At 61.7% G+C, this 25,739-nt stretch carries 25 protein-coding genes; 10 read left to right on the top strand and 15 right to left on the bottom strand.

Going from position 1 to position 25,739, the window contains the following annotated elements; translation table 11 throughout:
• Positions 1 to 10: 10 nt before the first annotated feature.
• The 6 genes from AC1DJO_RS12910 to ubiE all read right to left on the bottom strand — a co-directional run bounded on the left by AC1DJO_RS12910 (position 11) and on the right by ubiE (position 7,807).
• Positions 11 to 1,108: a DUF917 domain-containing protein gene (locus tag AC1DJO_RS12910; protein ID WP_477970908.1), complete on the bottom strand. Its 1,098-nt coding sequence runs from the start codon at positions 1,106 to 1,108 to the stop codon at positions 11 to 13.
• Positions 1,108 to 2,370: a Zn-dependent hydrolase gene (locus AC1DJO_RS12905; RefSeq protein ID WP_477970906.1), complete on the bottom strand. Its 1,263-nt coding sequence runs from the start codon at positions 2,368 to 2,370 to the stop codon at positions 1,108 to 1,110. Before AC1DJO_RS12905 ends, AC1DJO_RS12910 begins: the two co-directional genes overlap by 1 nt.
• Entirely contained in the window at positions 2,367 to 3,749 is a 1,383-nt protein-coding gene (locus AC1DJO_RS12900; protein WP_477970904.1) for a dihydroorotase, read from the bottom strand. The genes AC1DJO_RS12905 and AC1DJO_RS12900 overlap by 4 nt, the downstream gene beginning before the upstream one ends.
• Positions 3,750 to 3,773: 24 nt before the next feature.
• Positions 3,774 to 5,357 carry an aromatic amino acid lyase gene (locus AC1DJO_RS12895; protein ID WP_310293339.1) on the bottom strand — a complete coding sequence of 528 codons (1,584 nt, stop codon included), beginning with the start codon at positions 5,355 to 5,357 and terminating at the stop codon, positions 3,774 to 3,776.
• A 93-nt stretch (positions 5,358 to 5,450) separates the two neighbouring features.
• Positions 5,451 to 7,025 (bottom strand): 2-polyprenylphenol 6-hydroxylase, encoded by a 1,575-nt coding sequence (gene ubiB / locus AC1DJO_RS12890; RefSeq protein ID WP_477970902.1) that lies wholly within the window; start codon positions 7,023 to 7,025, stop codon positions 5,451 to 5,453.
• A gap of 5 nt (positions 7,026 to 7,030) precedes the next feature.
• Positions 7,031 to 7,807, bottom strand: a complete 777-nt coding sequence (ubiE, locus tag AC1DJO_RS12885; protein ID WP_477970900.1) for a bifunctional demethylmenaquinone methyltransferase/2-methoxy-6-polyprenyl-1,4-benzoquinol methylase UbiE — start codon at positions 7,805 to 7,807, stop codon at positions 7,031 to 7,033.
• A 152-nt stretch (positions 7,808 to 7,959) separates the two neighbouring features.
• Between ubiE and mutM the strand changes: the two genes are divergently transcribed.
• The 5 genes from mutM (at position 7,960) to AC1DJO_RS12860 (ending at position 13,749) form a co-directional block, all read left to right on the top strand.
• Positions 7,960 to 8,850, top strand: coding sequence for a bifunctional DNA-formamidopyrimidine glycosylase/DNA-(apurinic or apyrimidinic site) lyase (mutM, locus tag AC1DJO_RS12880; protein WP_477970898.1), 891 nt, complete (start codon positions 7,960 to 7,962; stop codon positions 8,848 to 8,850).
• Between the two features lie 10 nt (positions 8,851 to 8,860).
• Complete coding sequence (locus AC1DJO_RS12875; protein ID WP_477970896.1) at positions 8,861 to 9,634, top strand: enoyl-CoA hydratase; 774 nt, start codon at positions 8,861 to 8,863, stop codon at positions 9,632 to 9,634.
• Positions 9,635 to 9,828: 194 nt separating this feature from the next.
• Complete coding sequence (gene rpsT, locus AC1DJO_RS12870; protein ID WP_112385227.1) at positions 9,829 to 10,107, top strand: 30S ribosomal protein S20; 279 nt, start codon at positions 9,829 to 9,831, stop codon at positions 10,105 to 10,107.
• Positions 10,108 to 10,985: 878 nt separating this feature from the next.
• The gene (dnaA, locus tag AC1DJO_RS12865; protein WP_112385388.1) at positions 10,986 to 12,536 is read left to right on the top strand and encodes a chromosomal replication initiator protein DnaA; all 1,551 of its coding nucleotides are present in this window, start codon (positions 10,986 to 10,988) and stop codon (positions 12,534 to 12,536) included.
• Between the two features lie 130 nt (positions 12,537 to 12,666).
• Positions 12,667 to 13,749, top strand: a complete 1,083-nt coding sequence (locus AC1DJO_RS12860) for a saccharopine dehydrogenase family protein (RefSeq protein WP_112514122.1) — start codon at positions 12,667 to 12,669, stop codon at positions 13,747 to 13,749.
• Positions 13,750 to 13,773: 24 nt separating this feature from the next.
• Here AC1DJO_RS12860 and fhuF read toward each other — a convergent pair whose 3' ends face one another.
• A complete protein-coding gene (gene fhuF / locus AC1DJO_RS12855) occupies positions 13,774 to 14,538 on the bottom strand; it encodes a siderophore-iron reductase FhuF (protein ID WP_477970893.1) in 765 nt (254 codons plus the stop codon).
• A 176-nt stretch (positions 14,539 to 14,714) separates the two neighbouring features.
• The gene (gcvA, locus tag AC1DJO_RS12850) at positions 14,715 to 15,599 is read right to left on the bottom strand and encodes a transcriptional regulator GcvA (RefSeq protein WP_477970891.1); all 885 of its coding nucleotides are present in this window, start codon (positions 15,597 to 15,599) and stop codon (positions 14,715 to 14,717) included.
• Positions 15,600 to 15,806: 207 nt separating this feature from the next.
• Here gcvA and AC1DJO_RS12845 point away from each other — a divergent pair, with 207 nt between their 5' ends.
• On the top strand, positions 15,807 to 16,727 hold the full coding sequence (locus AC1DJO_RS12845; protein ID WP_477970889.1) for a DMT family transporter: 921 nt from the start codon (positions 15,807 to 15,809) through the stop codon (positions 16,725 to 16,727).
• Positions 16,728 to 16,730: 3 nt separating this feature from the next.
• Here the strand turns inward: AC1DJO_RS12845 and hemW are convergent, their stop codons facing one another.
• Genes hemW through rph form a run of 4 tightly spaced genes read right to left on the bottom strand, consistent with a single transcriptional unit; the run spans position 16,731 to position 19,728 of the window.
• Entirely contained in the window at positions 16,731 to 17,933 is a 1,203-nt protein-coding gene (hemW, locus tag AC1DJO_RS12840) for a radical SAM family heme chaperone HemW (RefSeq protein ID WP_112385231.1), read from the bottom strand.
• Positions 17,934 to 17,942: 9 nt separating this feature from the next.
• Positions 17,943 to 18,587: an RdgB/HAM1 family non-canonical purine NTP pyrophosphatase gene (gene rdgB / locus AC1DJO_RS12835; RefSeq protein WP_477970887.1), complete on the bottom strand. Its 645-nt coding sequence runs from the start codon at positions 18,585 to 18,587 to the stop codon at positions 17,943 to 17,945.
• Positions 18,588 to 18,595: 8 nt separating this feature from the next.
• Positions 18,596 to 19,012, bottom strand: coding sequence for a VOC family protein (locus AC1DJO_RS12830; protein WP_477970885.1), 417 nt, complete (start codon positions 19,010 to 19,012; stop codon positions 18,596 to 18,598).
• Positions 19,009 to 19,728: a ribonuclease PH gene (rph, locus tag AC1DJO_RS12825; protein ID WP_310293323.1), complete on the bottom strand. Its 720-nt coding sequence runs from the start codon at positions 19,726 to 19,728 to the stop codon at positions 19,009 to 19,011. The genes AC1DJO_RS12830 and rph overlap by 4 nt, the downstream gene beginning before the upstream one ends.
• Positions 19,729 to 19,911: 183 nt before the next feature.
• On the opposite strand from rph, the gene hrcA reads away from it, so the two are divergent.
• Together hrcA and grpE are read left to right on the top strand one after the other, a co-directional pair.
• Positions 19,912 to 21,000: a heat-inducible transcriptional repressor HrcA gene (gene hrcA / locus AC1DJO_RS12820; RefSeq protein WP_112385235.1), complete on the top strand. Its 1,089-nt coding sequence runs from the start codon at positions 19,912 to 19,914 to the stop codon at positions 20,998 to 21,000.
• 102 nt (positions 21,001 to 21,102) lie between these two features.
• Complete coding sequence (grpE, locus tag AC1DJO_RS12815) at positions 21,103 to 21,735, top strand: nucleotide exchange factor GrpE (RefSeq protein ID WP_112385236.1); 633 nt, start codon at positions 21,103 to 21,105, stop codon at positions 21,733 to 21,735.
• A 52-nt stretch (positions 21,736 to 21,787) separates the two neighbouring features.
• Here grpE and AC1DJO_RS12810 read toward each other — a convergent pair whose 3' ends face one another.
• Entirely contained in the window at positions 21,788 to 22,732 is a 945-nt protein-coding gene (locus tag AC1DJO_RS12810; RefSeq protein ID WP_477970883.1) for a nucleoside hydrolase, read from the bottom strand.
• Between the two features lie 272 nt (positions 22,733 to 23,004).
• On the opposite strand from AC1DJO_RS12810, the gene AC1DJO_RS12805 reads away from it, so the two are divergent.
• Positions 23,005 to 23,430 carry an Hsp20 family protein gene (locus AC1DJO_RS12805; protein WP_112385237.1) on the top strand — a complete coding sequence of 142 codons (426 nt, stop codon included), beginning with the start codon at positions 23,005 to 23,007 and terminating at the stop codon, positions 23,428 to 23,430.
• A gap of 49 nt (positions 23,431 to 23,479) precedes the next feature.
• Positions 23,480 to 23,737 (top strand): BQ00720 family protein, encoded by a 258-nt coding sequence (locus AC1DJO_RS12800; RefSeq protein WP_112385238.1) that lies wholly within the window; start codon positions 23,480 to 23,482, stop codon positions 23,735 to 23,737.
• A gap of 9 nt (positions 23,738 to 23,746) precedes the next feature.
• On the opposite strand, the gene trmB is transcribed toward AC1DJO_RS12800, so the two are convergent.
• Both trmB and metK read right to left on the bottom strand, forming a co-directional pair.
• Positions 23,747 to 24,448, bottom strand: coding sequence for a tRNA (guanine(46)-N(7))-methyltransferase TrmB (trmB, locus tag AC1DJO_RS12795; RefSeq protein ID WP_477970881.1), 702 nt, complete (start codon positions 24,446 to 24,448; stop codon positions 23,747 to 23,749).
• Positions 24,445 to 25,698, bottom strand: coding sequence for a methionine adenosyltransferase (metK, locus tag AC1DJO_RS12790; RefSeq protein WP_477970879.1), 1,254 nt, complete (start codon positions 25,696 to 25,698; stop codon positions 24,445 to 24,447). The genes trmB and metK overlap by 4 nt, the downstream gene beginning before the upstream one ends.
• Positions 25,699 to 25,739: the final 41 nt, after the last annotated feature.

Below are 25,739 nucleotides of genomic sequence, written 5' to 3'. Positions count from 1 at the left end.
AAGGGAATGCTCAGGCCTTAGATGCCAGCGCGTAGCGCGCGATCTCGATGCCCATCGCCTTTTCGACGGAGGGATAGACCGTCGGGTCGAGAACGCTGGCCGAAAGCGGAATGATCTCCATCGGCACATGCAGGATGAAGATATGCATGCCTGCCTGCAGCTGGCCGACAGACAGCGGCTCGCCGTCGGGAGAGAGCGTGGTGATGACGGACGGGAAGGTCGCGACGCGCGTACCGCCAGCGTCGTCCACGGCCATATATTCGTTCATCACATGCATCGTCACTGCATTGTCGCCGGAGCCGACGACGATGGTGCCGATATCGAAGGCTTCCTTGGTATAGACCACGTCCTTCTTGGTGATGATGCCTTCGGTGAGAATGCTGCCGCCTGTTGTCTTGCAGATCGCGTCGATCACCGCCGATCCGCCCTTCTTCTCGGCAGCGATGATCGCCTCGCCGAGCGCCAGCGCCATCGAGATGCCGCCGAGTGCGGCATTCTTGCGCACATAGGAGGCACGCAGCGGGTTGCGGCAGGAGGCGATGAAACCGCCGGATTGATCGGATGCGGCGCGCAGGATCGGCGAGATCTTCGCCGTCGCACCCTTCACCACCAGTTCGATATAGCGGTTCTCGGCGCGATTGCCGCCGACCGCCGTCTGGATCATCTGCTCCGGAGAGCCGGCCATGCCGATCGAGCCCATATCGCCGGTCGGGTGCGCGCGGATATCGCCGACCGCGTCGACAACCTTGGTGCCGAGAATGGCTGAGGGCAGCCAGCCGTTCAGCGTCGAGGACTTGCCGTTCTGGCCGATGATCAGGCCGGACAGCTTCTCGCCGAGCTCTTCCTGCAGCAACTGCACGGCCTTGACGTAGTCGATGCCCTGCATTTCCCAGGGCGTGGTCGAGGCGGGCGCGCCGATGGCCGCGGCCGTCGCGATCCAGTCTTCGTCTTTGAGTTCGTCGATGGAAACGAGTTCCGGCTTGCCGACATTGACGGCGGCATAGCCGAGCATCCGGCCATGGTCGGCCCAGCCGCCTCCGCCTGCCGCATAGACGGAGCCACCCTTGACCGCAGCCTCGACGTCCTTCTCAACGAGTATGCGTCCCATCAGGCCTTCTCCTCATTCAAGCTCTTGTCCATGTCGCGGACCGCCTCAAACAGCACGGCAGCGCCGAGCGCGATATCGTCATTCTCCGCCCACTCGTCGGCGCAATGGCTGCGGCCTTCCTTGCAGGGCACGAAAATCATCGCGGCGGGCGCGACCTTGGCGACCCAGGCCGTATCGTGACCGGCACCGGACGCCATGCGGCGATGCTTGGCGCCGACGGTGTCGCAGGCCTGTTCCAGGATTTTCAGCAGCCGCGGATCGCCGGGCGTCGGATAATTGTCGGAAACGCGGTTCGGCGACTTGATGGTTACGCCCTGGGCGATCGCCAGCTTGATCACATGGGCATCCAGCCACTCGCAGAAGGCTTCCATGTCGCCGCGAATTTTAGCGCGTCCATCGATCAGTAGCACGACTTTCGACGGCACCACATTGGCGGCATTCGGTTCGATCCGGAATTCGCCGACCGTTGCCGCGAAATGCCCCGGCGTCTTCGCCCGCTGGGCCGCGGCTTCGCGAATGTCGAGCACCAACTGCGAGGCGGCGACCAGCGCATCGGCACGGCCATCCATCGGCGTCGTCCCGGCATGATCGGCACGTCCTTCAACGGTGATTTCGATCCGGGTGATCCCGGCGATCGCCGTGACGATGCCGACATCCTTCTTCTCGTTCTCGAGGATCGGCCCCTGCTCGATATGCAGCTCGAGGAAACCTTTCAGGTCGGGCCTGCTTTGGGAGAGCAGCGTTGCCGGATCGCCGCCGACTTCGGTGATGCCGTCGGCGAGCGTGCGGTCGCCATTGGTGCGCGACAGCCATGCTTCCGGGATCTGCCCGGTCATGCCGCGGCTGCCGATGCAGGAGACGCCGAAGATGCTGACTTCCTCGGCCAGGAAATCGATGATCTCCAGGTCGTGGTCCAGTTGAATGTTCTGATCCTTCAGGGAGCGCGCCACTTCCAGCGCCGTGATCGTTCCGGCAATGCCGTCGAACCGCCCGCCATCGGGCACGGTATCGGAATGCGAGCCGACCATGATCGTGCCAAGGCCCTGCCTCGCACCTGCGCGGCGGCCGATCAGGTTGCCGGCGGCGTCCATCCGCGTCTCAAGACCTGCAGCTTTCATCCGCGCCTCGATATAGGCACGGCCCTCAAGGAAGAGCGGCGAGAAAGCGCGGCGCGTCCAGGGGTGATCGGGTTCGGTGATCTTTGCCAGTGCATCGATGTCTTCGGCGATGCGTCCGGCGTTGACGGGCAGGTTGCGGCTCATGCGGATTCTCCAGAAAGGACGTGGCGGGGCAGCGGGCGGATGAACTTGCCGTTGCCCGGCTCGGAAAGCACCTTGGCGCCATCGGTTATTTTCTCGCCGCGCAGATAGGCGGCCGAAACGGTCCAGGGCAGGCGGATGCCGTGATAGGGGCTCCAGCCGACGATATTGTTGCCGCTCGCGGCTGCGTCGTAAACGGTCTCGCGTGGCTCGAGCACGACGATATCGGCGTCCTTGCCCGGTGTCAGAGCACCCTTGATGTGGCAGAGACGGAAATGCTTCGCGGGGTTTTCGGCCATCAGCTTTGCCGCCCAGGTGAGCGAGATACCGCGCTCCAGCGCGCCCTTCACGAACAGCGGCACCATCACTTCAAGGCCGGGAACGCCGGAAGAGTTCGCCAGCATATCCGGATTGGTTTTGCGGTTTTCCGACCAGCTGACGTGATCGGTCGAAACCAGCCAGACATTGCCCTCGGCGACCTTGCGCCACAGCGTCTCGACTTCGGCGCGCGGGCGGATCGGCGGATTGATCTTCGCCTTGCCGCCGAGCCGCTTCACGTCATTTTCCTCGTCCAGTGTCAGGTAGTGAATGCAGCACTCGACCGTCGCCTCGAAGCCGTCGCGGCGGTAGGCGCGGGCAATGTCGTAACCCCGGCCGAGCGAGCAATGCACGACATGCGACGGGCAGCCGGTATTGGCGCCGGTCTCGAAGATCGTGTGCATCGCCAGCAACTCGGTGATCGGCGGACGGGAGAGGCCATGGGCGCGCCAGTCATTGATGCCGCTCGCCTTGACCTTTTCCATGTAGGTGCGGACGGCCTCGTCATCCTCGTTGTGGACACCGGCCGTCAGCCCGGTTGGGGCGATCGCCGCAAAGCATTCGTCGAGTAGGGCAGGGGGAATGCGCGGAAAGCGCTTGGCATCCGTGCCGAAGGTGGAGAACTTGAAGGCCGCAACACCGGCATCCACCATCTCGCGGATGCGTGCTGCACCCTCTTCGGGATCGACGGTACCGTAGAGCGCGAAATCGACCCGCGCCTGCGGGCTGGCATGGTCGACTTTCTTCTTCACCGCTTCAGCCGAGCAGACCAGATTGCCCTCGTCATAGGGCATGTCGACGATCGTGGTGACGCCGCCTGCGGCAGCCGAGCGGGTCGACCAGATGAAGTCTTCCTGATCCTTTTGAGACAGCGAATGCGTCTGCGCATCGATCGCGCCGGGCAGGATCAGAGCCTTGCCGAGCAGGTGCCTTTCCCGGGCGGCAGGCGGGATGCCTTGGCCGACTTCGGCTATCTTGCCGTCGCGGACGGCGACATAGCCCTGCTCCAGAATGCGTTCCGGCAGAACGACCGTACCCTGTAGAACGAGATCGAAATCAGCCATGCCGCTTTCCTCTATGCTTGAATTTCAGAGAACCATCGGCTCGGTGGCGAGCCGTTCTTCGATGCGCTCCAGCGAGCCGAGCGCGAAGAAATCGTCGAAGGAGGCGATCGGCATTTCGGCTATCAGCTTCGAAACAAAGGCGTCAGAGCCCAGGTCCTCTTCGATCGCTTCGACCTCGGCCGAAAGCGGCCGGTCCACCGTATAGAATTCGGCATGGCTGCGAACGACGTCATAGATCATCCCCGCCACACCCTTCGGCTTGTCGCCAAGGATATCGGCCGCCTGCGCCGACAACAGGGCTTCCAATGCCGCGAGGCGGCGGAGCGCGCGCGTCTGGCGCTCGAAACGCTCGATGACCAGCGGCAGGAAAGCGGCTTCGTCTTCCAGACCGGCGGCGACCACGAGAGATTGCGCCGAGACAGGATTGGACATCGACAGCACGCGGGAGAAGATTTCGCCCGCGAGCTTGATGATCGGCCCGAAGCCCGTGGCGATCTTGCCGGGAGGAACGAGATTGACAGGAAGATCGCGGCGCTGTCCGTTGCCGAGGATGACGCAACGGTTGAAGGCGTTGCGCGCCGCATGCGCCATGCAGAGGGCTGCGGATTCGAGCAGGATCGTCACGTCCAGCGGCAGCGAACCGCCCGAGGTCATTACCCGGCCCTCGACAACAACAGGATTGTCGTCAGAACGGCCCGTTGCAGCCAGAATTTTATGCCCGGTGGAGAGAAGGTTCTCGATCACCGCGCCGAACACCTGTGCGATCATGCGCAGGCTGAGCGGGTCCTGAACATGCGTGGCGACCGGCCAGTCCCAAGGGTCAGACGCGTTGCAAAGCCATGATCCGATTAGCGCCTCGCGGGCCGTGCCCACATGGCGGACGGCTTTCCAGGGATCGCGTGAGGCGCCGAGCGCACCGGCCGCCATCATGCCCGTCGCAAGAAGGACGCGGATCGAAGCGGCAGCGTTCCGGGTCGCCTCGCCAGCGGCGGCAAAGCTCACAGCATTGACGCTAAGCGAGGCCAGGCTGTCACGCGGCGCCATCCTGACGGGCTCCAGCCCTGCCGCCTGGAAGGCTTCTGCCGCCTGCATGCGCTTGCCGCGATAGACGGCCTCGCCGACGCCTGTCAGCACCGCGCCGATCTGGCCCATCAGGCCGATATCGGCACAACCGATCGAGCCTGTCCGCCGCACCAGTGGAATAAGATCAGCGTCGAGAAGCCGCATATAGGCTTCGATCAGTTCCGCCGTGCAACCAACCTGGCCCGTCAGCGCCGTATTGATGCGGATCGCCATCGCATTGCGCACGACGGCGCAGGAAAAGGGAGTGCCGGTGCCGAAATGGTGGGCGCGCACCAGCCCGAGATTGAAGGCTTCAAGCTCGTCATTCGACCACTCGACATCCTTCATTGCGCCGACACCTGTCGTCGAACCATAGACCGGCACGCCGGAATTGATGGCCTCTTCGACGATCAAGCGGGCATGCTGGATCCGCGCCATGCCTGCTGCCGAAGCAGAAAGCGCCACTTTGCCCGATCCTATCCTCACCATCTCCGCAAAGCCGAGAGGTTGACCGGACAATTCTATGCCGGGGCGTTCATGCTTCATCTGCTGGTCTCCTTGAAGGCGAGACTAAGCGAGTGCGTCACACCATGGGATATCCCAAATGCCGAACACAGCATGCATTTGCTTTGCCTGAAGTCAGCTCAACGTCCAGGCAATATAGAGAAGCGTCAAGGCAATTATCCAGAGAGCGATGCGCGCCGAGCGGTTGTGCCGAGCCTCGGACTTGCCGATCGCCTCGGTGGTCTGCTCGTCGAAGCGCAATCCATGCTCGCTCATATGCAGCAGCTGGTGATGAAATTTCTCCGTCTGCGCCGCGATCTCGGGCACGGCTTCGGCAAGCTTCACCGCCGCTTTCAATCCGTCCTTCAGATCGGTGACGATGCGCTTCGGGCCGAGATTGTTGCGGATCCATTCGCCGACGACAGGCTCCGACGCCTTCCACATGTTGAAGCGCGGATTGAGCATGCGCGATACGCCTTCGACCACGACCATGGTCTTCTGAAGCATCACCAGCTCGGGACGCGTCTGCATGTCGAAGAGCTCGGTCACTTCGAAGAGCAGCGTCAGCAGCTTGCCCATCGAAATCGTCTCGGCCGGCTGGCCGTGGATCGGTTCGCCGATCGCGCGGATCGCCTGCGCAAAGCTCTCGACATTGTGGTGGCCGGGAACGTAACCGGCCTCGAAATGCACTTCGGCGACACGGATATAGTCGCGGGTGATGAAGCCGTAGAGGATCTCGGCCAGGAAGCGCCGTTCCTTCTTTCCGAGCCGTCCGACGATCCCCATATCGACGGCAACGATCATGCCCTGTGCATCGACGAAGAGATTGCCCGGATGCATGTCGGCATGGAAAAAGCCGTCGCGCAGCGTATGGCGCAGGAAGGACTGGATCAGCGTGTCGGCAAGCGCGTTGAGATCATGTCCGGCGGCCAGCAGTCCATCGACATCGGACATCTTCACGCCGTCGATCCACTCCATGGTGATGACGTCGCGGCCGGTTCGCTCCCAATCGACCTTCGGTACCCGGAAGCCCGGATCCTTTTCGGTATTTTCCGCAATCTCGGAAAGCGCTGCCGCCTCGAGGCGCAGATCCATCTCCACCTTGGTGGTCTGCTCCAGCGTCTTGGTCACTTCCACCGGCTGCAGACGCCGGCTGGAGGGCATGAAGCGCTCCTGCAGGTGAGCGACGAGATACATCGCCTCGATATCATGGCCGAAACGCTGCCGCACGCCGGGCCGGACAACCTTGACGGCCACCTTCTTGCGGCCATCCGTGCCATCGACTTCCGCCGGATGAACCTGGGCGATCGATGCCGCAGCAATCGGATCGCCGAAGCTTGCGTACAGCTCTTCGATGGGACGTCCGAGCGAGCCTTCGATATTGGCCTTTGCCGCCGCAATCGGGAAGAAGGTCATCCTGTCCTGCAGCTGCGACAGATCATTGGCAAAATCGACGCCGACGACATCGGGCCGGGTTGCCAGAAACTGTCCGATCTTCACATAGGACGGGCCGAGCCGCTCGACCGCCTGCGCCAGACGGTCGCTGCGCTTCTGGCGCTTTGCCTTGCTGCGTTCGAAGATCGTCACGGAGGATTTGGCGAGCGCCACCACGGGCGGAAGCCCTTCAGACGGCAGGGCCGATACGACACCCTCGCGCACCAGCACCCAGCCGACGCGCCAAAGCCGGAAATATGCGCCGAAAGCACTCATCTATTCTATAATTTCCAGCCCGAGTGCAGGGCTGCGATACCGCCCGTATAGTTGGTGTAGCTGACGCGCGAAAAGCCCGCGCCCCGGATCATCGCGGCAAAGTTATCCTGGTTGGGGAACTTGCGGATAGATTCCACCAGATACTGGTAGGGCTCGGCCTCGCCGGTGATCGCCTTGCCAAACTTCGGGATCGCGTTGAACGACCAGGCGTCATAGACCTTGTCCAGCAGCGGCAGATCGACTTCCGAGAATTCGAGAACGAGCAGACGTCCGCCGCGCTTCAGCACGCGATAGGCTTCCGACAGCGCCACGTCGATGCGCGGCACGTTGCGGATGCCGAAGGCGATCGTATAGGCATCGAAGCTGTTGGCCTCGAAGGGCAGGTCTTCGGCATTGGCCTCGACGAAGGTGAGATTGTCGGAGAGCTTCTTCTTCTCGGCCCGCTCGGCGCCGACGCCGAGCATCGAGCCGTTGATGTCGAGCACGGTCGCATGCGCCAGCCGGTTGGAAGCTTCGATGATCCGGAACGCGATGTCGCCGGTGCCGCCGGCAACGTCGAGCACTTTGTAGCCCGGTTCCTTGCGCGGGTTCAGCGATGCGATCATCGCGTCCTTCCAGACGCGGTGCATGCCGGCAGACATGACGTCGTTCATGATGTCGTAGCGCTTGGCGACCTTGTGGAAGACCTCGTTGACGAGGCCCTGCTTCTCGCCGTTCGACACTTCACGGAAACCGTAGGACGTTTCCATGCCGCCATCGGCGGAAGTGCGGCTGTCTGACATCGGAAAACTCCGTTACTCGAAATCGGTGCGGCGACCATAGCGAAACGATGCTTTGGACGCTATCTGTAGGCGCGGATCGCAAGCCGCGGCCTTCTGGCGCTATAGCGCACATCGCCAGCGGTTGAAATACGTTTAGCTACAGATGGGTAACGATGCCGGAATTGCCAGAAGTCGAAACCGTCAGGCGCGGCCTGACCCCCGCGATGGAGGGCACGCGCATCGAGCGGCTGGAGCTTCGCCGCGGCAATCTGCGCTTCCCCTTTCCGGAGAAATTCGAGGCCGATGTCACCGGCCGCACGATCATCGGTCTTGGGCGCCGCGCCAAATATCTGCTGATCGATCTCGATAGCGGCAAGACCATCATTTCGCATCTCGGCATGTCCGGCTCCTTCCGGATCGAGGAGGGCGCGCAGCAAACCGTACCAGGCGACTTCCATCACGAGCGCTCGAAAGACGAGAAGCACGACCACGCCATCTTCCATCTGGAGAGCAGCAAGGGACCAAGGCGCGTCATCTATAATGATCCGCGCCGTTTCGGCTTCATGGATATTGCCGAGCGTTCGGAACTGCAGACCAATCCGTTCCTTTTTGGCCTTGGACCCGAGCCGACAGGCAACGAACTCAGCGCCGCCTATCTCGCCGAACGTTTCGCAGGCAAGGCGCAGCCATTGAAGAGCGCACTGCTCGATCAGAAGAATATCGCCGGTCTCGGCAATATCTATGTCTGCGAAGCGCTATGGCGCTCGCATATCCTGCCGACGCAAGCCGCCAAGACCCTCGTCACCAAGAGCGGGAAACCGAAAGAATCGCTGGAGCTGCTCGTCTCGTCGATCCGCGATGTGATCGCCGATGCGATCAAGGCCGGCGGTTCGTCGCTGCGCGACCATATCCAGACGGACGGTTCGCTCGGCTATTTCCAGCATTCCTTCTCGGTCTATGACCGCGAAGGCGATCCTTGCCGCACGCCCAGCTGCGGCGGTACGGTCTCCCGTATCGTTCAGGCGGGCCGCTCCACCTTCTATTGCCCCGTCTGCCAGAAATAGGGAGAAACGCATGGCCTACGAAACCCTGATCGTCGAAACCCGCGGCAATGTCGGCCTGATCACCCTCAATCGCCCGCAGGCCCTCAATGCGCTGAATTCTAGGGTGCTGAGCGAGCTGAAGCAGGCCTATGCTGATTTTCATGCCGACGACGCCGTTGGCGCCATCGTCCTGACTGGCTCAGAACGGGCTTTCGCGGCAGGCGCTGACATCAAGGAAATGCAGCCGCTCGAATTCGCCGATATATATAAGGCCGAATTCATCGGCGGCTGGGACGAGATTGCCAAGGCACGCAAGCCTGTGATCGCCGCCGTCAGCGGCTTCGCACTCGGCGGCGGATGCGAACTGGCAATGATGTGCGATTTCATCATCGCTTCCGAGACGGCCAAGTTCGGCCAGCCGGAAATCACCCTCGGCGTCATTCCCGGGATGGGCGGCTCGCAGCGGCTCACAAGGGCGGTCGGCAAGGCGAAGGCCATGGATATGGTGCTGACCGGCCGGATGATGGATGCGGCCGAGGCTGAGCGCGCGGGACTCGTTTCGCGTGTGGTGGCGCCGGAGCGCCTGCTCGACGAGGCGCTGGAGGCCGCCGCCAAGATCGCCTCCCTGTCGCGCCCATCGGTGCTGATGGCCAAGGAAGCCGTCAGCCGCGCCTTCGAGGTGACGCTGGAGGAAGGTCTGCGTTTCGAGCGCCGTCTCTTCCACAGCCTGTTTGCCACCGCCGATCAGAAAGAGGGGATGACGGCGTTCATCGAAAAGCGTAAACCAGACTTCAAGCACCGCTGATGGGCATTCAGTGGAGAAAGGCTGCGTTTCCGTGAAAATCCGCGTTGACGCCGCCCAGCTTTAGAGTTATATGCCCGCCCACGGTTCGGGAAGCCGCTCTGGTTTTCCGATTATGCTCCCGCATTGCTGGATATTGTGGCCGCAGGGCCCGCGGTGATGGCGGAGTTTTGTTCGAATTCTTTTGAGAGGCATCCATGGCCAATACAGCTTCGGCGAAAAAAGCGACCCGCAAGATCGCCCGCCGCACCGACGTCAACAAGGCTCGTCGCTCGCGCGTTCGCACGTTCGTCCGCCAGGTCGAAGAGGCACTCGCATCCGGCGACGCTTCCAAGGCTAAAGAAGCCTTCCTCGCAGCGCAGCCGGAACTGGCACGCGCCGCAAGCAAGGGCGTGCTTCACGCCAACACGGCATCCCGCAAGATCTCGCGTCTTGCTGCTCGTCTGAAGACGCTCTCGGCGTCTGCAAGCGCATAACATTTCGTTAACGAACTGCTCGTTATGATTAGCCCGGTAATTTTACCGGGCTTTTTCGATTCCGCGATCTGGCCCTTGTATGGCGAATTCAGCGACGATTTCGTGTCGGACGGATGACACTAAAAATCGTTTAATATCAAATACTTGCGCTAGGTTCTTTCAACGCTGCGCGACTCTCCCCCCTCCGGAAGGGGGGCGAAATGAGTCAAGCGGATTTTTATTTTTTTTCTTTCATAGCGTGTCGAAAATACCCATTTTGGGAATCTCATTGATTCTTCTGCGATTCTTTTTTGACACCGGCGTGACGCCCTAAACCGGTGCCCGGAGTCAATGGCCCCTCCTTAATTTTGCGTAAAATTCATCGTTGATATCCGCAACCGATCCTGCCTAAATGACTTCCAGCAAAGGGCGCGGACATCACCTGAAAAGGTTCAGTCTTAACTGCCATACCGGCAGGGCGATGAGTTTGTATCTTTTGTCGCGGAGCAGTCTATCTCTCCGTTTTTTCAAGCACTTGAGCATATTTGCACCGCGGCCGTGGCTGGTCTCGGAACGGATAGCTTTTGTGCGCTCGACGGCTGCACGTTTAAGGTGAAGCCGAAGGGGATGGGGAAACTAAATTTGTGTTCCGGTTGGTTAGCGGGCGAACGAGGGCCGCCAGCCAGTACGGTTAAGAGACAACATGACGGAGGCCCCATGATGGCGGTTTCCGCCACGGGTTTCTGCGCCGCTCTCTTTTGGAGCTGGGACATCTGTATTGAGTGAACCGGCAAGCCTGCGGCTCATGAGGGGACGCCAGCCTGTCTAACGGGGAAAATTGATCGGGCGGCCGTTTTTTCGGATGACCGCCCGGTGAAATGAAATTGGAAGGCGGCATGATGCAGATGAATTCTATGGCAGCGGGTGCACTTGAGAACGGGGACAAGGCATCGGCATTTGGCTCTACTTCGCTTGAGGCGGCAGGAGAAAAGGGAGACATGAAACATGGCGTACTTTTTGAGCGCGTTAGCGCCCGTCTGAAGGCACAGGTCGGCCCGGACGTATATGCAAGCTGGTTCCAGCGTCTGAAGCTTCATTCGGTCTCCAAGAGCGTCGTACGGCTCACCGTTCCGACGACCTTCCTGAAGTCGTGGATCAACAACCGCTATCTGGATCTGATCACCAGCCTGTTCCAGCAGGAAGATGCGGAAATCCTGAAAGTCGAAATTCTCGTGCGCACCGCAACGCGCGCTGGCGTCAAGCCTGCCGATGAGGTGGCTACCCAAGAGCCGTCTTCGCAGGTTACGCCGATCCGCCGTCCGGCATCGGCCCAGCCGGCCGGTCACGCCGTCCAGCAGGCCGTTTCCGCTGCAGCAGCGGCACGTCCGGCAACCTTCGGCCAGCCGCTGTTCGGCTCGCCGCTGGATTCCCGCTTCACCTTCGACACCTTCGTCGAGGGTAGCTCCAACCGCGTTGCATTGGCAGCTGCCAAGACCATCGCGGAAGCAGGCCAGGGCGCCGTGCGCTTCAACCCGCTCTTCGTTCATTCGACGGTCGGCCTCGGCAAGACGCATCTGCTGCAGGCGATCGCCAATGCCGCCGTCCAGAATCCCCGCGCCCTGCGCGTGGTCTATCTGACGGCCGAATATTTCATGTGGCGCTTCGCAACGGCGATCCGCGACAATGACGCTCTGACGCTGAAGGACTCGCTGCGCAACATCGACCTCCTGATCATCGACGACATGCAGTTCCTGCAGGGCAAGATGATCCAGCACGAATTCTGCCACCTGCTCAACATGCTGCTCGACAGCGCCAAGCAGGTCGTGGTCGCTGCCGACCGCGCCCCCTGGGAGCTGGAATCGCTCGATCCGCGCGTCCGCTCTCGTCTGCAGGGTGGTGTGGCGATCGAGCTCGACGGCCCGGACTACGAGATGCGTCTCGAGATCCTCAAGCGCCGTCTGGCCGTTGCCCGCGTCGAAGATCCGTCATTGGAAATTCCGGCCGAGCTGATGTCGCATGTTGCCCGCAGCGTCACCGCCAGCGGCCGCGAACTGGAAGGCGCCTTCAACCAGCTGATCTTCCGCCGCTCCTTCGAGCCCAACCTGTCGATCGAACGCGTCGATGAGCTTCTCGCGCATCTGGTCGGCTCCGGCGAACCGCGCCGTGTTCGCATCGAGGACATCCAGCGCATCGTCGCGCGCCATTACAATGTCTCGCGCCAGGAACTGGTCTCGAACCGCCGCACGCGTGTCATCGTCAAGCCGCGCCAGATCGCCATGTATCTGTCCAAGACGCTGACGCCGCGCTCCTTCCCGGAGATCGGCCGCCGCTTCGGTGGACGTGACCACACGACCGTGCTTCACGCGGTTCGCAAGATCGAGGAACTGATCTCCGAAGACACCAAGCTGTCGCACGAGATCGAGCTGCTGAAGCGCCTGATCAACGAATAGTGCGTCCTTGAGCGCTGGAAATCTACGGCCGGGAGCAATCCCGGCCTTTTCTTTTTACGGGTCTTTTATCCTGTACATCCCCGGCAAAGACGGCTCAAAGTGAAGCGGTCGCTGCTTGGGAGGGAACAGGATGAGCTTCAGGAAAATCGCCGTTGTCGGTCTCGGCAAGGTCGGACGTCTCGCCGCAACGCTTCTGCATGAAGGCGGTTTCGAGGTCACCGGCGTCGATGCTCAGCTTCCGCTATCGGATGTGCCCTTCACCTGCCGGACCGGCGACATCTCGAACGCCGCTGTCGCGGCCGAACTCCTGTCCGGCGTCGAGGCCGTCCTGTCCTGCCTGCCCTATCACCTGAACATCGCGCTTGCTCGCGCTGCGCATGCCGCCGGCGTCCACTATTTCGATCTCACCGAAGACGTGCCGACGACGAATTTCATCATCGAGCTGTCGAAGACCGCGCGCGGCCTCATGGCGCCGCAATGCGGTCTGGCGCCGGGCTTCGTCGGCATCGTCGGCGCGAGCCTTGCCGACGGTTTCGAACGCTGCCGCTCGATCCGCATGCGCGTCGGCGCCTTGCCGCAGCATCCGACCGGGCTTCTGGGCTATGCCTTCAACTGGTCGCCCGAAGGCGTGGTCAACGAATATCTGAACGATTGCGAGGTTATCGAGGGCGGTGTGCGCAAGCTCGTTTCGCCGATGGAGTGGCACGAGACGATCTATGTCGAAGGCGTCAAGCTCGAGGCCTTCACCACCTCCGGCGGGCTCGGAACCATGTGCGATACGCTGCTCGGCAAGGTCGAGAACCTCGACTACAAGACCATGCGCTATCCCGGCCACATGGAGCTGATGAATTTCTTCTTCCATGAACTGTTGATGCGCGACCAGCGCAAGCTTGCCGGCCAGATTCTGACCGACGCCAAGCCGCCCGTCGATGACGACGTCGTCTATGTTCATGTCGCCGCCGAAGGCACCGAGCGCGGAAGCCTGCGCCGCAAGGAATTCGTCAGGGCCTATTATCCGATCGAAGTCGCCGGAGAGAGGCGGACGGCAATCGCCTGGACCACATCAGCCTCGGTCGTCGCCGTCATCGAAATGGTGCGCGACGGACTGTTGCCATCGACCGGTTTCCTGCACCAGGAACATATCCCGCTCGACACCTTCCTGCAGACCCCGACCGGTAGCCTGTTCAAGGCCAGAAGCGCCAGCCGGCATTAGGCGCAGGCGGAGATCGTATTTGAGCTACTGGTTGCGCCTTTCGGGGAGCGCACAGAGCTTGCCGCAGCTGGGTATGCCGGGCAGCATATAGCGAAGGCAGCAGACCTTTCGGCGCGCCACGCATTCGCCGTTCTCCTCCACGTGCCGGATACAGCCGGAGAGCGGATTGACGCCGCCATCGGGCAGGCAGCCGCGCACGAAAACCGGCAGGTCGGCCTGGGCCAGGTCGGGGTCGTCCTTGTCTGCGGTCAGCCGCAGCGCATAGTCGATATAGACGGCCGCATTGTTCCAGCAGAGCTTGGCGGAAATGCCGTGCTTCACCAACTGGCCTACGGCCTTGAAGAGATGGGTTTCAAGAAGCGGATCGATCGCCTCGAAAGAGCCGCGGGCAGCGCCATCATCCCAACCGCTATGCGGCACGCCGAAGGCGCGCGGCAATCCGTCCTCGTTGAGTGCAATGGTCATCTCATCGAAAGCAACCGGCAGCCGCCGGCCTCCGGCGTGTCTCGCAATCAGATAGGCGATCGTCAGAGCGGCGAAATAATAGAGCGTCCACATCGACACCGCAGCGCGGCGGTCGGCTCCGCCGGAGATTGCGGCATAGCGGTCGATCGCCTGCGCAAACGCTCCGTCGCTGAAGAAGCTGTTCAGAGCCATCCCGCCTTCCAGGTCTGCCGACAGCATGAGTTTTTCGGCACACCATGCATGCTCGCCGGTGAACAGCGATGCAATCCGCTCTGGTGGGCGGTAGGAGCCTCTCAGTGGCTCCGCTGCTGCAATCACTGCCATGCACTGCCCATACGGCAGGAGCGCGTCTCAACGCGTCGTACGGGTGGGATGGTGGAACAACGGATCTTCATGGCACCGTTCGGCTTCAATGCAGGCAGTCATTGGTTGATAACCGCATCTTCAGCGAAAAGGAAGATAAAGGTGATTATAAAAGTCACCTTTGATACGTCTGATGTCTAGCTCTGCGCCTCGGACAGAAGCCAGCGGCGGAACGCGGCCGCGGCCGGACGCTCCAAGGCGGCACCCGGATAGACGAGGTGGAAGGCAAGGCGGCTGGCGACGCCGATCGGGAAGGGTGCGATGACGGCGCCTTCCTTGAGCTCCGTATCGACGAAGGAGCGTCGCATCAGCGCGAAGCCAAGACCGGCCTTCATCGCCTCATAGGCGCCATTGCCATGCATGAAGATCGGCCCGCGGGACGCGTCGATGCCGGCCGCGCCTGCGGCCTCCAGCCAGAGCTGCCAGTCATGGCGGTAGACGTCGTGGATCAGCGTGAAGGGCGCCAGCGCCGCGGGAGCGGGGTGATCACCGAGCTCTCCGGCAAGCTTCGGTATGCAGACCGGCACGAGCTCGTCATCGACAAGCCGTTCGCTGACCAGCCCCTCATAGCCGCCGAGCCCATGACGGATCGCCAGATCGATCCCGTCGCGCTGGAAATCGAGGACGCGGTGTGAGGCGCTGATCCGCACGTCGATCTCCGGGTGCAGTGTTTCGAACCGGCCAAGCCGGGGCACCAGCCAGTAGGTGGCAAACCCGGCGGTACAGGTGACGTTGAGGATCGCGCCGCGCGCCCGGGCCGTGATCGCCGCCGTCGCTTCGCGCACCAGCCGGAATGCCGCCCTCAGCGTGGTGAAGTAGTCGGCGCCTTCGACGGTCAGCGCCAGCGCCCGCGGCTTGCGGTCGAACAGCTGCACACCAAGCGCGGCTTCCAGATCGCGTATCTGCAGACTGACGGCGCCGGGTGTCACATTCAGCTCCCGGGCTGCGAGCGTCATGCTGAGGTGGCGGGCTGCGGCTTCGAAGGCCCGCAAGGCCGATAGCGAGGGTAGATAGTCGCTCATGATTTAGCTCAGCTAAAGTGTAAGGCGAAAAAGACTCGTTTGCGGCGATCCGATTATCGAAATAATATCAGCATCAAACGGATCCGCAATGCACATTGCCTGCCGATCTCCGACGAGAATAAATCGAATGTAGCTGCATGCTGCGTCTGCAGGAATCGGGTGGCCGCTACCGCCTGGCCGCTCTATGACGCTTGCATGCGATGGAGGATGACGATGCAGAAGCAGATGGGCTTGGCCGAATGGGGCATGATGCTGGTTCTCTCCCTGCTCTGGGGCGGCTCCTTCCTTTTCAACGGCATCCTGGTCAAGGCGTTGCCGCCTTTCACCATCGTCACCGGCCGCGTGCTGCTGGCCGCCATCGCGCTTAATCTGATTGTGCGGATGATGGGCCATGCCATGCCGCGCGACGGCAAGAGCTGGATCGCATTCTTCGGCATGGGGGTGTTGAACAACATGATCCCCTTCTGCCTGATCGTTTGGGGCCAGACGCATATCGCCAGCGGGCTTGCCTCGATCCTCAATGCCACGACGCCGCTCTTCGCCGTCGTCGTTGCCCATTTCCTGACGGCGGATGAGAAGATGACGGCCAACCGGCTGATCGGTGTCGTGGTCGGCTTTGCTGGCGTGGCCTATATGATCGGCTTCGACGCGCTGCATGATCTCGGCTCGAACGTGCTGGCGCAGCTCGCCGTCCTCGGCGCGGCGATATCCTATTCCTTCGCCGGGATCTGGGGACGCCGCTTCCGCGCCATGGGCATGCCGCCGCTCTTGCCGGCTGCCGGCCAGGTCACGGCTTCTACTGTTTTGATGATCCCGATCGCCCTGATCGCCGACCGTCCGTGGACGCTGGCAATGCCCGGTGCGGAAACCTGGGTGGCGCTGTTCGGCCTCGCCATCCTCTCGACGGCGATCGCCTACATTCTGTTCTTCCGGATACTGGCGACGGCCGGTGCAACCAATCTGATGCTTGTCACCTTCCTGATCCCGGTCAGCGCCATCCTGCTCGGCGCGCTGATCCTGGGAGAACAGCTGCAGACAAAGCATCTGGTCGGCATGGCGATGATTGCCATCGGCCTTGCGGCGATCGACGGGCGGTTGCTGGCGCTCGGCCGCAAGCGCGCGGCCTGAGGATTAGCAGGCGAGATCGGCGACGACGGAATCGAGGATCAGCATCCCCGATGGCGTGCAGCGAAGCCGCGAATTGCCGAGCCGCTCGATGAATCCGTGTTCCAGCAGGAACTCCTCGCGCGCCGGATCCGGATCGCGTCCCGAGAGCTGCTGCCACCGGGCGAGATCGACGCCTTCCTTCAGCCGCAAACCCATCAGCAGCAATTCATCCGACTGCTCTTCGTAGCCGAGCCGTTCCTCTTCAAGAACGCCGTGTCCGTCACGCTCGACCATTTCGAGCCAGGATTCCGGCTTGCGCTCGGTTGCCGTGGCGAGCTTCTCGGAGCCGCGGGTCAGGCGGCCATGGGCGCCTGGGCCGATACCGGCGTAATCGCCATAGCGCCAATAGGTGAGGTTGTGGCGGCTTTCGGCGCCGGGGCGTGCGTGGTTGGACACCTCGTAAGCAGGCATGCCTTCGCGCTCGGTAATCTCCTGCGTTGCCTCGTAGAGCACGGCCGATTGCTCGCCGTCAGGCACGATGAGCTTGCCGGCCTTGTGCAGGCCGTAGAAAGGCGTGCCTTCCTCGATCGTCAGCTGGTAGAGCGACAGGTGATCGACGGCATAGGAGATGGCCTCCTTGAGCTCGCGTTCCCATTCGTCCACCGTCTGGTCGGGCCGGGCGTAGATGAGATCGAACGACATGCGCGGGAAGATATCGCGCGCCAGTTTGATCGCCTTCAGCGCGTCCTCGACATTGTGCAGGCGGCCAAGGAATTTCAGGTCGCGATCGTTCAGCGCCTGAACGCCGAGCGAGACGCGATTGACGCCGGCAACGCGATAGCCGCGGAACCGTTCTGCCTCGACGCTCGAAGGATTGGCCTCCATGGTGATCTCGATGCCCGAGGGCACGTGCCATTCCCGGGCAATCCCGTTCAGGACCGCGTCCACGGTCTCCGGCTTCATCAGCGAGGGCGTGCCGCCGCCGAGGAAGATGCTGGTCACCGTCTTCGGCCCGCTCAACTGGCGGATCGCGGCCATCTCCTTCAGGAAGGCGGCAACATAGCGCTCCTGATCGACGGGCTGGTGGCGCACATGGCTGTTGAAATCGCAATAGGGGCACTTCGCGGCGCAGAAGGGCCAGTGCACATAGACGCCGAAACCGGGCTCCCCGGTATCCGGCAGAAGCTTGGCATCACGCAGCGAAGTCAGGTTGTTCAGATCGTCCACGAGCCGACCTTACGCTTCCAGGCAGGTTTCGACAAAGATTTTGAAGGCGCGCGCACGATGCGACAGCGCCTGCTCATCACCGGGCTTCCAGCCATGTTTCTGTTCGGCGCTCATCTCGCCGAAGGTGGTGTCATAGCCTTGCGGCTGGAACACCGGATCGTAGCCGAAACCCCGCCTACCACGCGGCGGCCAGACGACAGTGCCCTCGACTTCGCCGCGGAAAAGCTCCGTATGTCCGTCCGGCCATGCAAGGCAGAGAACGCTGACGAAGCGGGCTGTGCGCTGCTCGGGCTTTGCCGCTCCGGCTTTCTCGAGTGCCGTCTCGACCTTCTGCATCGCCATCGCGAAATCGCGCGTGCCATCGGCGGTCTCGGCCCAATTGGCCGTATAGACGCCGGGATCGCCACCGAGCGCATCGACCACCAGACCGGAATCGTCGGAAAGTGCCGGCATGTTGGCAGCGCTGGCAGAGGCAAGCGCCTTGATCTTCGCATTCTCTTCGAAGGTCGTGCCGGTTTCCTCGGGCTCCTCGAACTTCAGTTCGGCTGCCGACTTGGCGGTAAAACCCAGCGGGCCGATCAGGTCCTGGATTTCGCGGATCTTGCCGGCATTGTGGCTGGCGACGATGATGGTCTTGGTGTCGAGCTTGCGCATTCTGTTTCCTATTCGATGCCCCAGATACGGGCTTCGGCGCATTCCAGGCTGTTGCCTTCCGGATCGCGAAAGTAGATCGAGCGGCCGCCATTCGGCCAGTGAACTTCGGATTCGATGGCGATGCCGGCCTCCGTCAGCCTGGCGGCCATCGCATCGATATTCCCGGCCGAAACGCGGAAGCAGGCGTGGCCCGGTCCCTTGGTGCCATGCGGCGGAACCTGAAGCGCGCCCGGCGCCGGTGGCTTGACCGTCTCGTCCGGGTTGAAGATCAGCAACACCCCAGGACCGCACCGAAAGAAGACATGCCGGTTGGCAGCCCGCGTGATTTTGGAAAGACCGAGAATGCCTTCATAGAAGGCTTCCGCTCCATCCAGATCCTTCGCGTAAAGCGCCGTTTCCAGCATGCCCTCAAGCATGTCGTTCACCCGGCGATGGCCTGCTTCTGCAGTTCCACGAGTTCGGCAATGCCGTTCTTTGCGAGGCCCATCAGCGATGCGAATTCGGCTTCGCTGAACGGCGTGCCTTCGGCCGTTCCCTGAATTTCGACGATGCCGCCGGCACCCGTCATGACAAAGTTCGCATCGGTCTCGGCCGAGGAGTCCTCGATATAGTCGAGATCGATGACCGGCTGGCTGGCGAAGATGCCGCAGGAGATGGCCGCGACGTGGTCCTTGAGAACACGATCGACCTTGATCATGTTGCGGCTTTCCATCCACTTCAGGCAGTCGTAAAGCGCGATCCAGCCACCGGTGATCGAGGCCGTGCGCGTGCCGCCGTCGGCCTGGATAACGTCGCAGTCGATGGTGATCTGGCGTTCGCCGAGCGCGGTGAGATCGACGACAGCGCGCAGCGAGCGGCCGATCAGGCGCTGAATTTCCTGCGTACGCCCACCCTGCTTGCCGGTCGCCGCTTCACGCTTCATGCGCTCGCCCGTGGCGCGCGGCAGCATGCCGTATTCGGATGTGACCCAGCCCTTGCCGGTGTTGCGCAGCCACGGCGGCGTCTTTTCTTCGAGGCTTGCCGTGCACAGCACATGCGTATCGCCGAATTTCACGAGACAGGAGCCTTCGGCATGCTTGGAAAAGTTGCGCTCGAAGCTGACCTTGCGCATCTGGTCGGTTTTTCTGCCTGACGGCCGCATTCTCTGTCTCCTGATGCATGAGGCCGTTAGGCCGCGGGTGGCGGCACGGCATGATCATGCGTTGTTTCGTGATGCTGCCCCGCTTCTACGATTGGCTGCGGTCATTTGCAAATTCCCTTTTGCCACGCGGGTGAGATTGATTATATTTTGCAGATTGTCATCAGCGTGGGTGTTTCAGAATTCATGGGCTTCAGATCTACGTCGGTTTCGGATGCCGTTGCTGCGCTGGATGAACGCTCGAAGGAAATCTTCCGCCGTATCGTCGAAGGCTATCTGGAAAACGGTGAGCCGCTCGGCTCGCGAAACCTCTCCCGTATTCTTCCTATGTCGCTGTCCCCGGCCTCGGTCCGCAATGTGATGAGCGATCTGGAAGAGCTGGGGCTCATCTATTCGCCGCATATCAGCGCCGGGCGTCTGCCGACCCAGGTCGGGCTCCGGTTCTTCGTCGATGCCTTCATGCAGGTCGGAGACCTCTCGGCCGAAGAGCGCGCCAGCATCGATCGCCAGGTGCGCGCCGAAAGCCGCGACAATCCGGTGGAATCGATGATGAACGAGGCAAGCCGGATGCTGTCGGGGATTTCCCGCGGCGCCGGCCTGGTCATCACCTCGAAGAACGATCCGGTGTTGAAACATGTCGAGTTCATCCGCCTGGAACCGACGAAGGCACTCGCGGTACTCGTCGGCGAACATGATCAGGTCGAAAACCGGATCATCGAGCTTCCGGCGGGCGTGACGTCGTCGCAGCTGACCGAAGCCGCCAACTTCCTCAACGCCCACATGACCGGCCAGACGCTGCCGGAATTGCGCAAGCAACTCGACCGGCTGAAAACGGATGTGCGCCACGAACTCGATGCCTTGTCGCGCGACCTTGTGGAGCGCGGCATTGCCGTCTGGTCCGGCAGCCCGGATGAAGGCAAGCCGGCGCAGCTGATCATCCGGGGCCGGGCCAACCTGCTCGAGGGTCTGGACAGCGTCGGTGACCTCGACCGCCTGCGCATGCTGTTCGATGATCTCGAAAAGAAGGACAGCCTGATCGAGCTGCTGAATCTGGCGGAAAGCGGCCCGGGCGTGCGCATCTTCATCGGTTCCGAAAACAAGCTCTTCTCGCTATCCGGCTCTTCGCTGATCGTCGCGCCCTATCGTGACGACGACGACCGCATCGTCGGTGCCGTCGGCGTCATCGGTCCGACCCGGCTGAATTACTCCCGTATCGTGCCGATGGTCGATTATACCGCCCAGCTGATTTCCCGCCTGTCGCGCGGGTCGCTCTGAAAAAGCCGGAATTTCCGGTTCTTTGTCACGCAGACTTGATTTTTTGCGGTCAAAGCTCGATATCGGGCGCATCCCGAAAGAACCCTTTACCCGGAGACCGTCATGACTGACGAAACGACGAAAAACGGACCTGAGGCTGTTGCGGCTGACGCTGCTGCGGACGCAGCCGCAAACGTCGAGAATGAAGCGGCCGCTGAGGCATCGTCCCAGCCGGATCCGTTGGAACTCGTGAAGGCAGAAAATGCCGAGCTGCGCGACCGCTATCTGCGCCTCGCCGCAGAGATGGACAACCTGCGCCGCCGCACCGAGCGTGAAGTGAAGGACGCGAAGTCCTATTCCGTTGCTGGTTTCGCGCGTGACATGCTCGCCGTATCCGACAACCTGCGCCGGGCGCTCGATGCCATTCCGGCCGAAGCCAAGGCTGCGGGCGAGGCTGGCCTGACGACCCTGATCGAAGGTGTCGAGATGACCGAGCGCTCCATGCTCTCGACGCTCGAGCGCCATGGCGTTCGCCAGCTCGATCCTGTCGGCCAGAAGTTCGACCCGAACTTCCATCAGGCGATGTTCGAAGTGCCGAACACGGAAGTTCCGAACAACACCGTCGTCCAGGTGGTGCAGGCCGGCTTCACGATCGGCGAGCGCGTGCTGCGCCCGGCCATGGTCGGCGTCGCCAAGGGCGGTCCGAAGCCCGAGGCAGAGGCTGCCAATTCCTATCTGGATCAGAAGGACGCATAATGAAAAAGGGCCGCTGAGAAGCGGCCCTTTTCTTTTGGTCTTTGTTCTTCGCTCAGATGCGGGCGAAACGCTCGATCAGCAGATCGAAGAAACCATCGGCATCGACAAAGCGCATCACCTTGGCATTGCGCTTACGGTCGGTCACATGCCACCAGTCGACGACCGTCATGCCGACGGTCAGTTCCGACTTCACCTCGATCTCGACATTGCATTCCCGGCCCTTGAAGAGCTCTGGCTTCAGGAGGTAGGCAACAACGGTCGGGTCGTGCAACGGGCCGCCGTCGGAACCGTATTTCTCGATATCGAAGCGCTCGAAGAACTCCAGCATCTCCACCATCGCCTGTGCAGGCGCCGTGCCGAGGTCGGCCATGCGCTTGACGCGGTCCTTGCGGGTCAGCAACTGGTGCGTCACGTCGAGCGGCATCATCACCACGGGCACGCCGGAGCGGAACACGATGTCGGCAGCCTCGGGATCGACATAGATGTTGAATTCGGCGGCCGGCGTGATGTTGCCGCCCTCGAAGAAGCCGCCGCCCATCATGACAAGCTCGCGGACGCGCGCAACGATGTCAGGCGCCTTCTGGAAGGCGAGGCCGATATTGGTGAGCGGGCCGAGCGTGCAGAGCGTCACGCTGCCTTCAGGCTCGCGGCGCAGCGTCTCGACGATGAAATCGACGGAATGCTGTGCCTGCAGCGGCATGGTCGGCTCCGGCAGCGTCGGGCCGTCGAGGCCGGTCTTGCCGTGGACGTGTTCAGCGGTGACGAGTTTGCGGGCGATCGGCTTGTCGGCGCCGGCAAAGACCTTGATATCGGTGCGCTGGCAGAGCTCGCAGATGATGCGCGCGTTGCGGCTGGTATAGGACAGCGGCACATTGCCGGCGACCGTGGTGATACCGAGAATTTCGAGTTCTTCGGGGCTGCCGAAGGCGAGCATGATCGCCGCGGCATCGTCCTGGCCGGGATCGGTATCGATGATGATCTTTCTGGGGTTTGCCATATACGTCGTCCCTCCTCAGGTGCACGTCGTTCTGGCAGGCACCATTTGTTTATGATTGCGTCGCAAATCGGCGCAGCCCTTACGGGTGACGATTTGATGCGAGCCCGCATGCGCTTTGTCAAGCAAGGACGAAGGCACCGTTTACCCTAAAATTTCCCAGTCCTGTCGCGAGGTCCGCAAAACCTTGCGCGGCTGCCCGCCAATTCCCATATTAGCAACAGCCGGATGCTAGTTTAGGTCCGGAAAGGTCGCTTGCATCAAGGACTTGAAACATGAGCCGTATCACTCCCTTCGCCAGCCCGCTGCTTCTGGGCTTCGACGCCATGGAAAAGACGCTGGAGCGTATTTCCAAGGCAAGCGATGGCTATCCCCCCTATAATATCGAGCGCATTGCCGCCGGTCATGACCAGCCCGAGCGTCTTCGAATCACGCTTGCCGTTGCCGGTTTCGGTGAGGATGAGCTGGATGTGACGACGGAAGAAAACCAGCTTTTGATCCGCGGCCGGCAGGTCGAGCAGGGCGAGCGCGAGTATCTCTACCGCGGTATCGCAGCCCGCCAGTTTCAACGTACTTTCGTGCTTGCCGATGGCATGCAAGTGCTTGGCGCAGGGCTAAAAAACGGTTTGCTTTCAGTCGATCTTATTCGGCCGGAGCCCGCCCGCATGGTCAAGAAAATTAACATTTCGGTCCCACAGTAGGACAACGGTTCGAGTTGAGCCGTTAGTCCCTTCTCTTGGAGGTACAGGAATGTTGATGAAAGAAGCGAATTCTCACCTGACCAAATCCGAACTTGCCGGTATCGGCAACGGCGAGGTCGCCTACGTCCGCAAGATGCGTAACGAAGAAGTATCGAAGTGCTTCCCCGAAGCGCCCGATATCGACCCTGGCGTCGATTTATGGGCCCTGTTCGGCGCGGACGGCACGCCGATCCTGTTGACAGACAATCGCTCGAGCACCTTCTTCAAGGCTGCCGAGGACGAACTGAAGACGGTAAGCCTGCACTAAGTTGCAGGCTTATATTTTCTTGAAAGTCAGATAGGCGGAAGAGCGGCCTTCACGCCGCGCCTTGGCTTCGTAGCGGGTGCTTGGCCAGCCCTCATAGGGCGTCAGCCAGTCGGTGGCATTGCTTGCCAGCCAGTCGAAGCCGCCGTGGTCGCGGCATTTCAGCAGCGTCCAGTTCACATAAGTATCGATATCCGAAGCGAAGCAGAACAGTCCGCCGGGCTTCAGCACGCGATGGAACCGCGCGAGGTTCGTCTGCGAGACGAAGCGGCGTTTCCAATGCTTCCGCTTGGGCCAGGGATCGGGATAGAGCAGATCGATCTGGTCAAGGCAGCCATCGGGCAGCCAGTCGAGCAGCTGCGTCGCATCGTCGTTATAGACGCGGACGTTTCTGGCACCCTTGTCCTGGACGCTGGCAAGCAGCTTCTGCATGGAATTGATGAACGGCTCAACACCGATAAAGCCGGTGGAGGACAATTCCTGGGCGCGGTGGATCAGATGCTCGCCGCCGCCGAAGCCGATTTCCAGGCGGAGTTTCTCCACTGGCACCGGGAAAAGGCTTTTCAGCGGCTCGGGATGAGCCGCTGAAAGATCGACGAGGAAAGCCGGGAGCAGAGTACTCAGCTTTTCCGCCTGTTGTCCGCGGAGGGCCTTTCCTTTGCGGCGGCCGAAGAAGGCTTCGGTCGCGCGTCCGCGGCGTTCCATATCCGTCATGCTACAGCCTTGACCTTGATCGCTTCCTTCAGGCCCTTCACCAGATCGGTGCGCTCCCAGGAGAACGAGCCGTCACGGCCAGCCTTGCGGCCGAAATGTCCGTAAGCGGAGGTCTTGGCATAGATCGGCTTGTTGAGGTCGAGGTGACGGCGGATACCCGTCGGCGACAGGTCCATGTTCTTGCGGATCGCCGCTTCGACCTGGTCTTCCGTCACGCCCTTACCGGTCTGGTGCAGATCGACATAAATCGACAGCGGCTGGGCAACGCCGATGGCGTAGGAAAGCTGGATCGTGCAGCTGTCTGCGAGACCGGCGGCAACGACGTTCTTGGCGAGGTAGCGGGCGGCGTAGGCGGCCGAACGGTCAACCTTGGTCGTGTCCTTGCCGGAGAATGCGCCGCCGCCATGCGGGGCTGCGCCGCCATAGGTATCGACGATGATCTTGCGGCCGGTGAGGCCGGCGTCACCATCCGGACCGCCGATGACGAACTTGCCGGTGGGGTTGATGTACCACTTGCAGTCGCTGGCGATCGGCAGGTCGCCGAGAGCTTCGCGGATATAGGGCTCGACGACGGCGCGAACCTTCTTCGAATCCCAGCTCTCGTCGAGATGCTGCGTTGACAGAACGATCGATGCGACTTCCGACGGGTTGCCGTTGACGTAGCGCACGGTCACCTGGCTCTTAGCATCGGGGCCGAGCTTGGCAACTTCGCCGTCGCCCTTCTTGCGGGCGGTGGCTAGCAGCTGCAGGATCTTGTGCGAATAGTAGATCGGCGCCGGCATGAGATCCGGGGTTTCCTTGCAGGCGTAACCGAACATGATGCCCTGGTCGCCGGCACCTTCGTCACCCTGCTGGTCGGCAGCGCTGTCAACGCCCTGGGCGATGTCGGCAGACTGCGAGTGCAGGAGAACGTCGATCTTCGCCGTCTTCCAGTGGAAGCCGTCCTGCTCGTAGCCGATGTCCTTGATGGCGCGGCGGGCGGCAGCCTTGAACTTCGACGGGTTGATAACGTCCTTGCCGTCCTTGTCCTTCTTCATCAGGCTCGGCGGCAGGCGAACCTCACCGGCGATGATGACGCGGTTTGTGGTTGCCAGGGTCTCGCAGGCAATGCGCACGCCCCATGGGTTTACGCCGGTTTTCGCCGCTTCGCGGTAAACCAGATCCACGATTTCGTCGGAGATACGGTCACACACCTTGTCCGGGTGACCTTCGGCAACAGACTCACTGGTGAAGAGGTAATTAGCGCGCATTCCGGGATTCCCCTCAAAGAATAAGTTCGACGAATTGGTAC

Source organism: Rhizobium sp. 05N430, from assembly GCF_056396985.1.
This window is presented reverse-complemented; position numbering and strand designations above follow the sequence as displayed.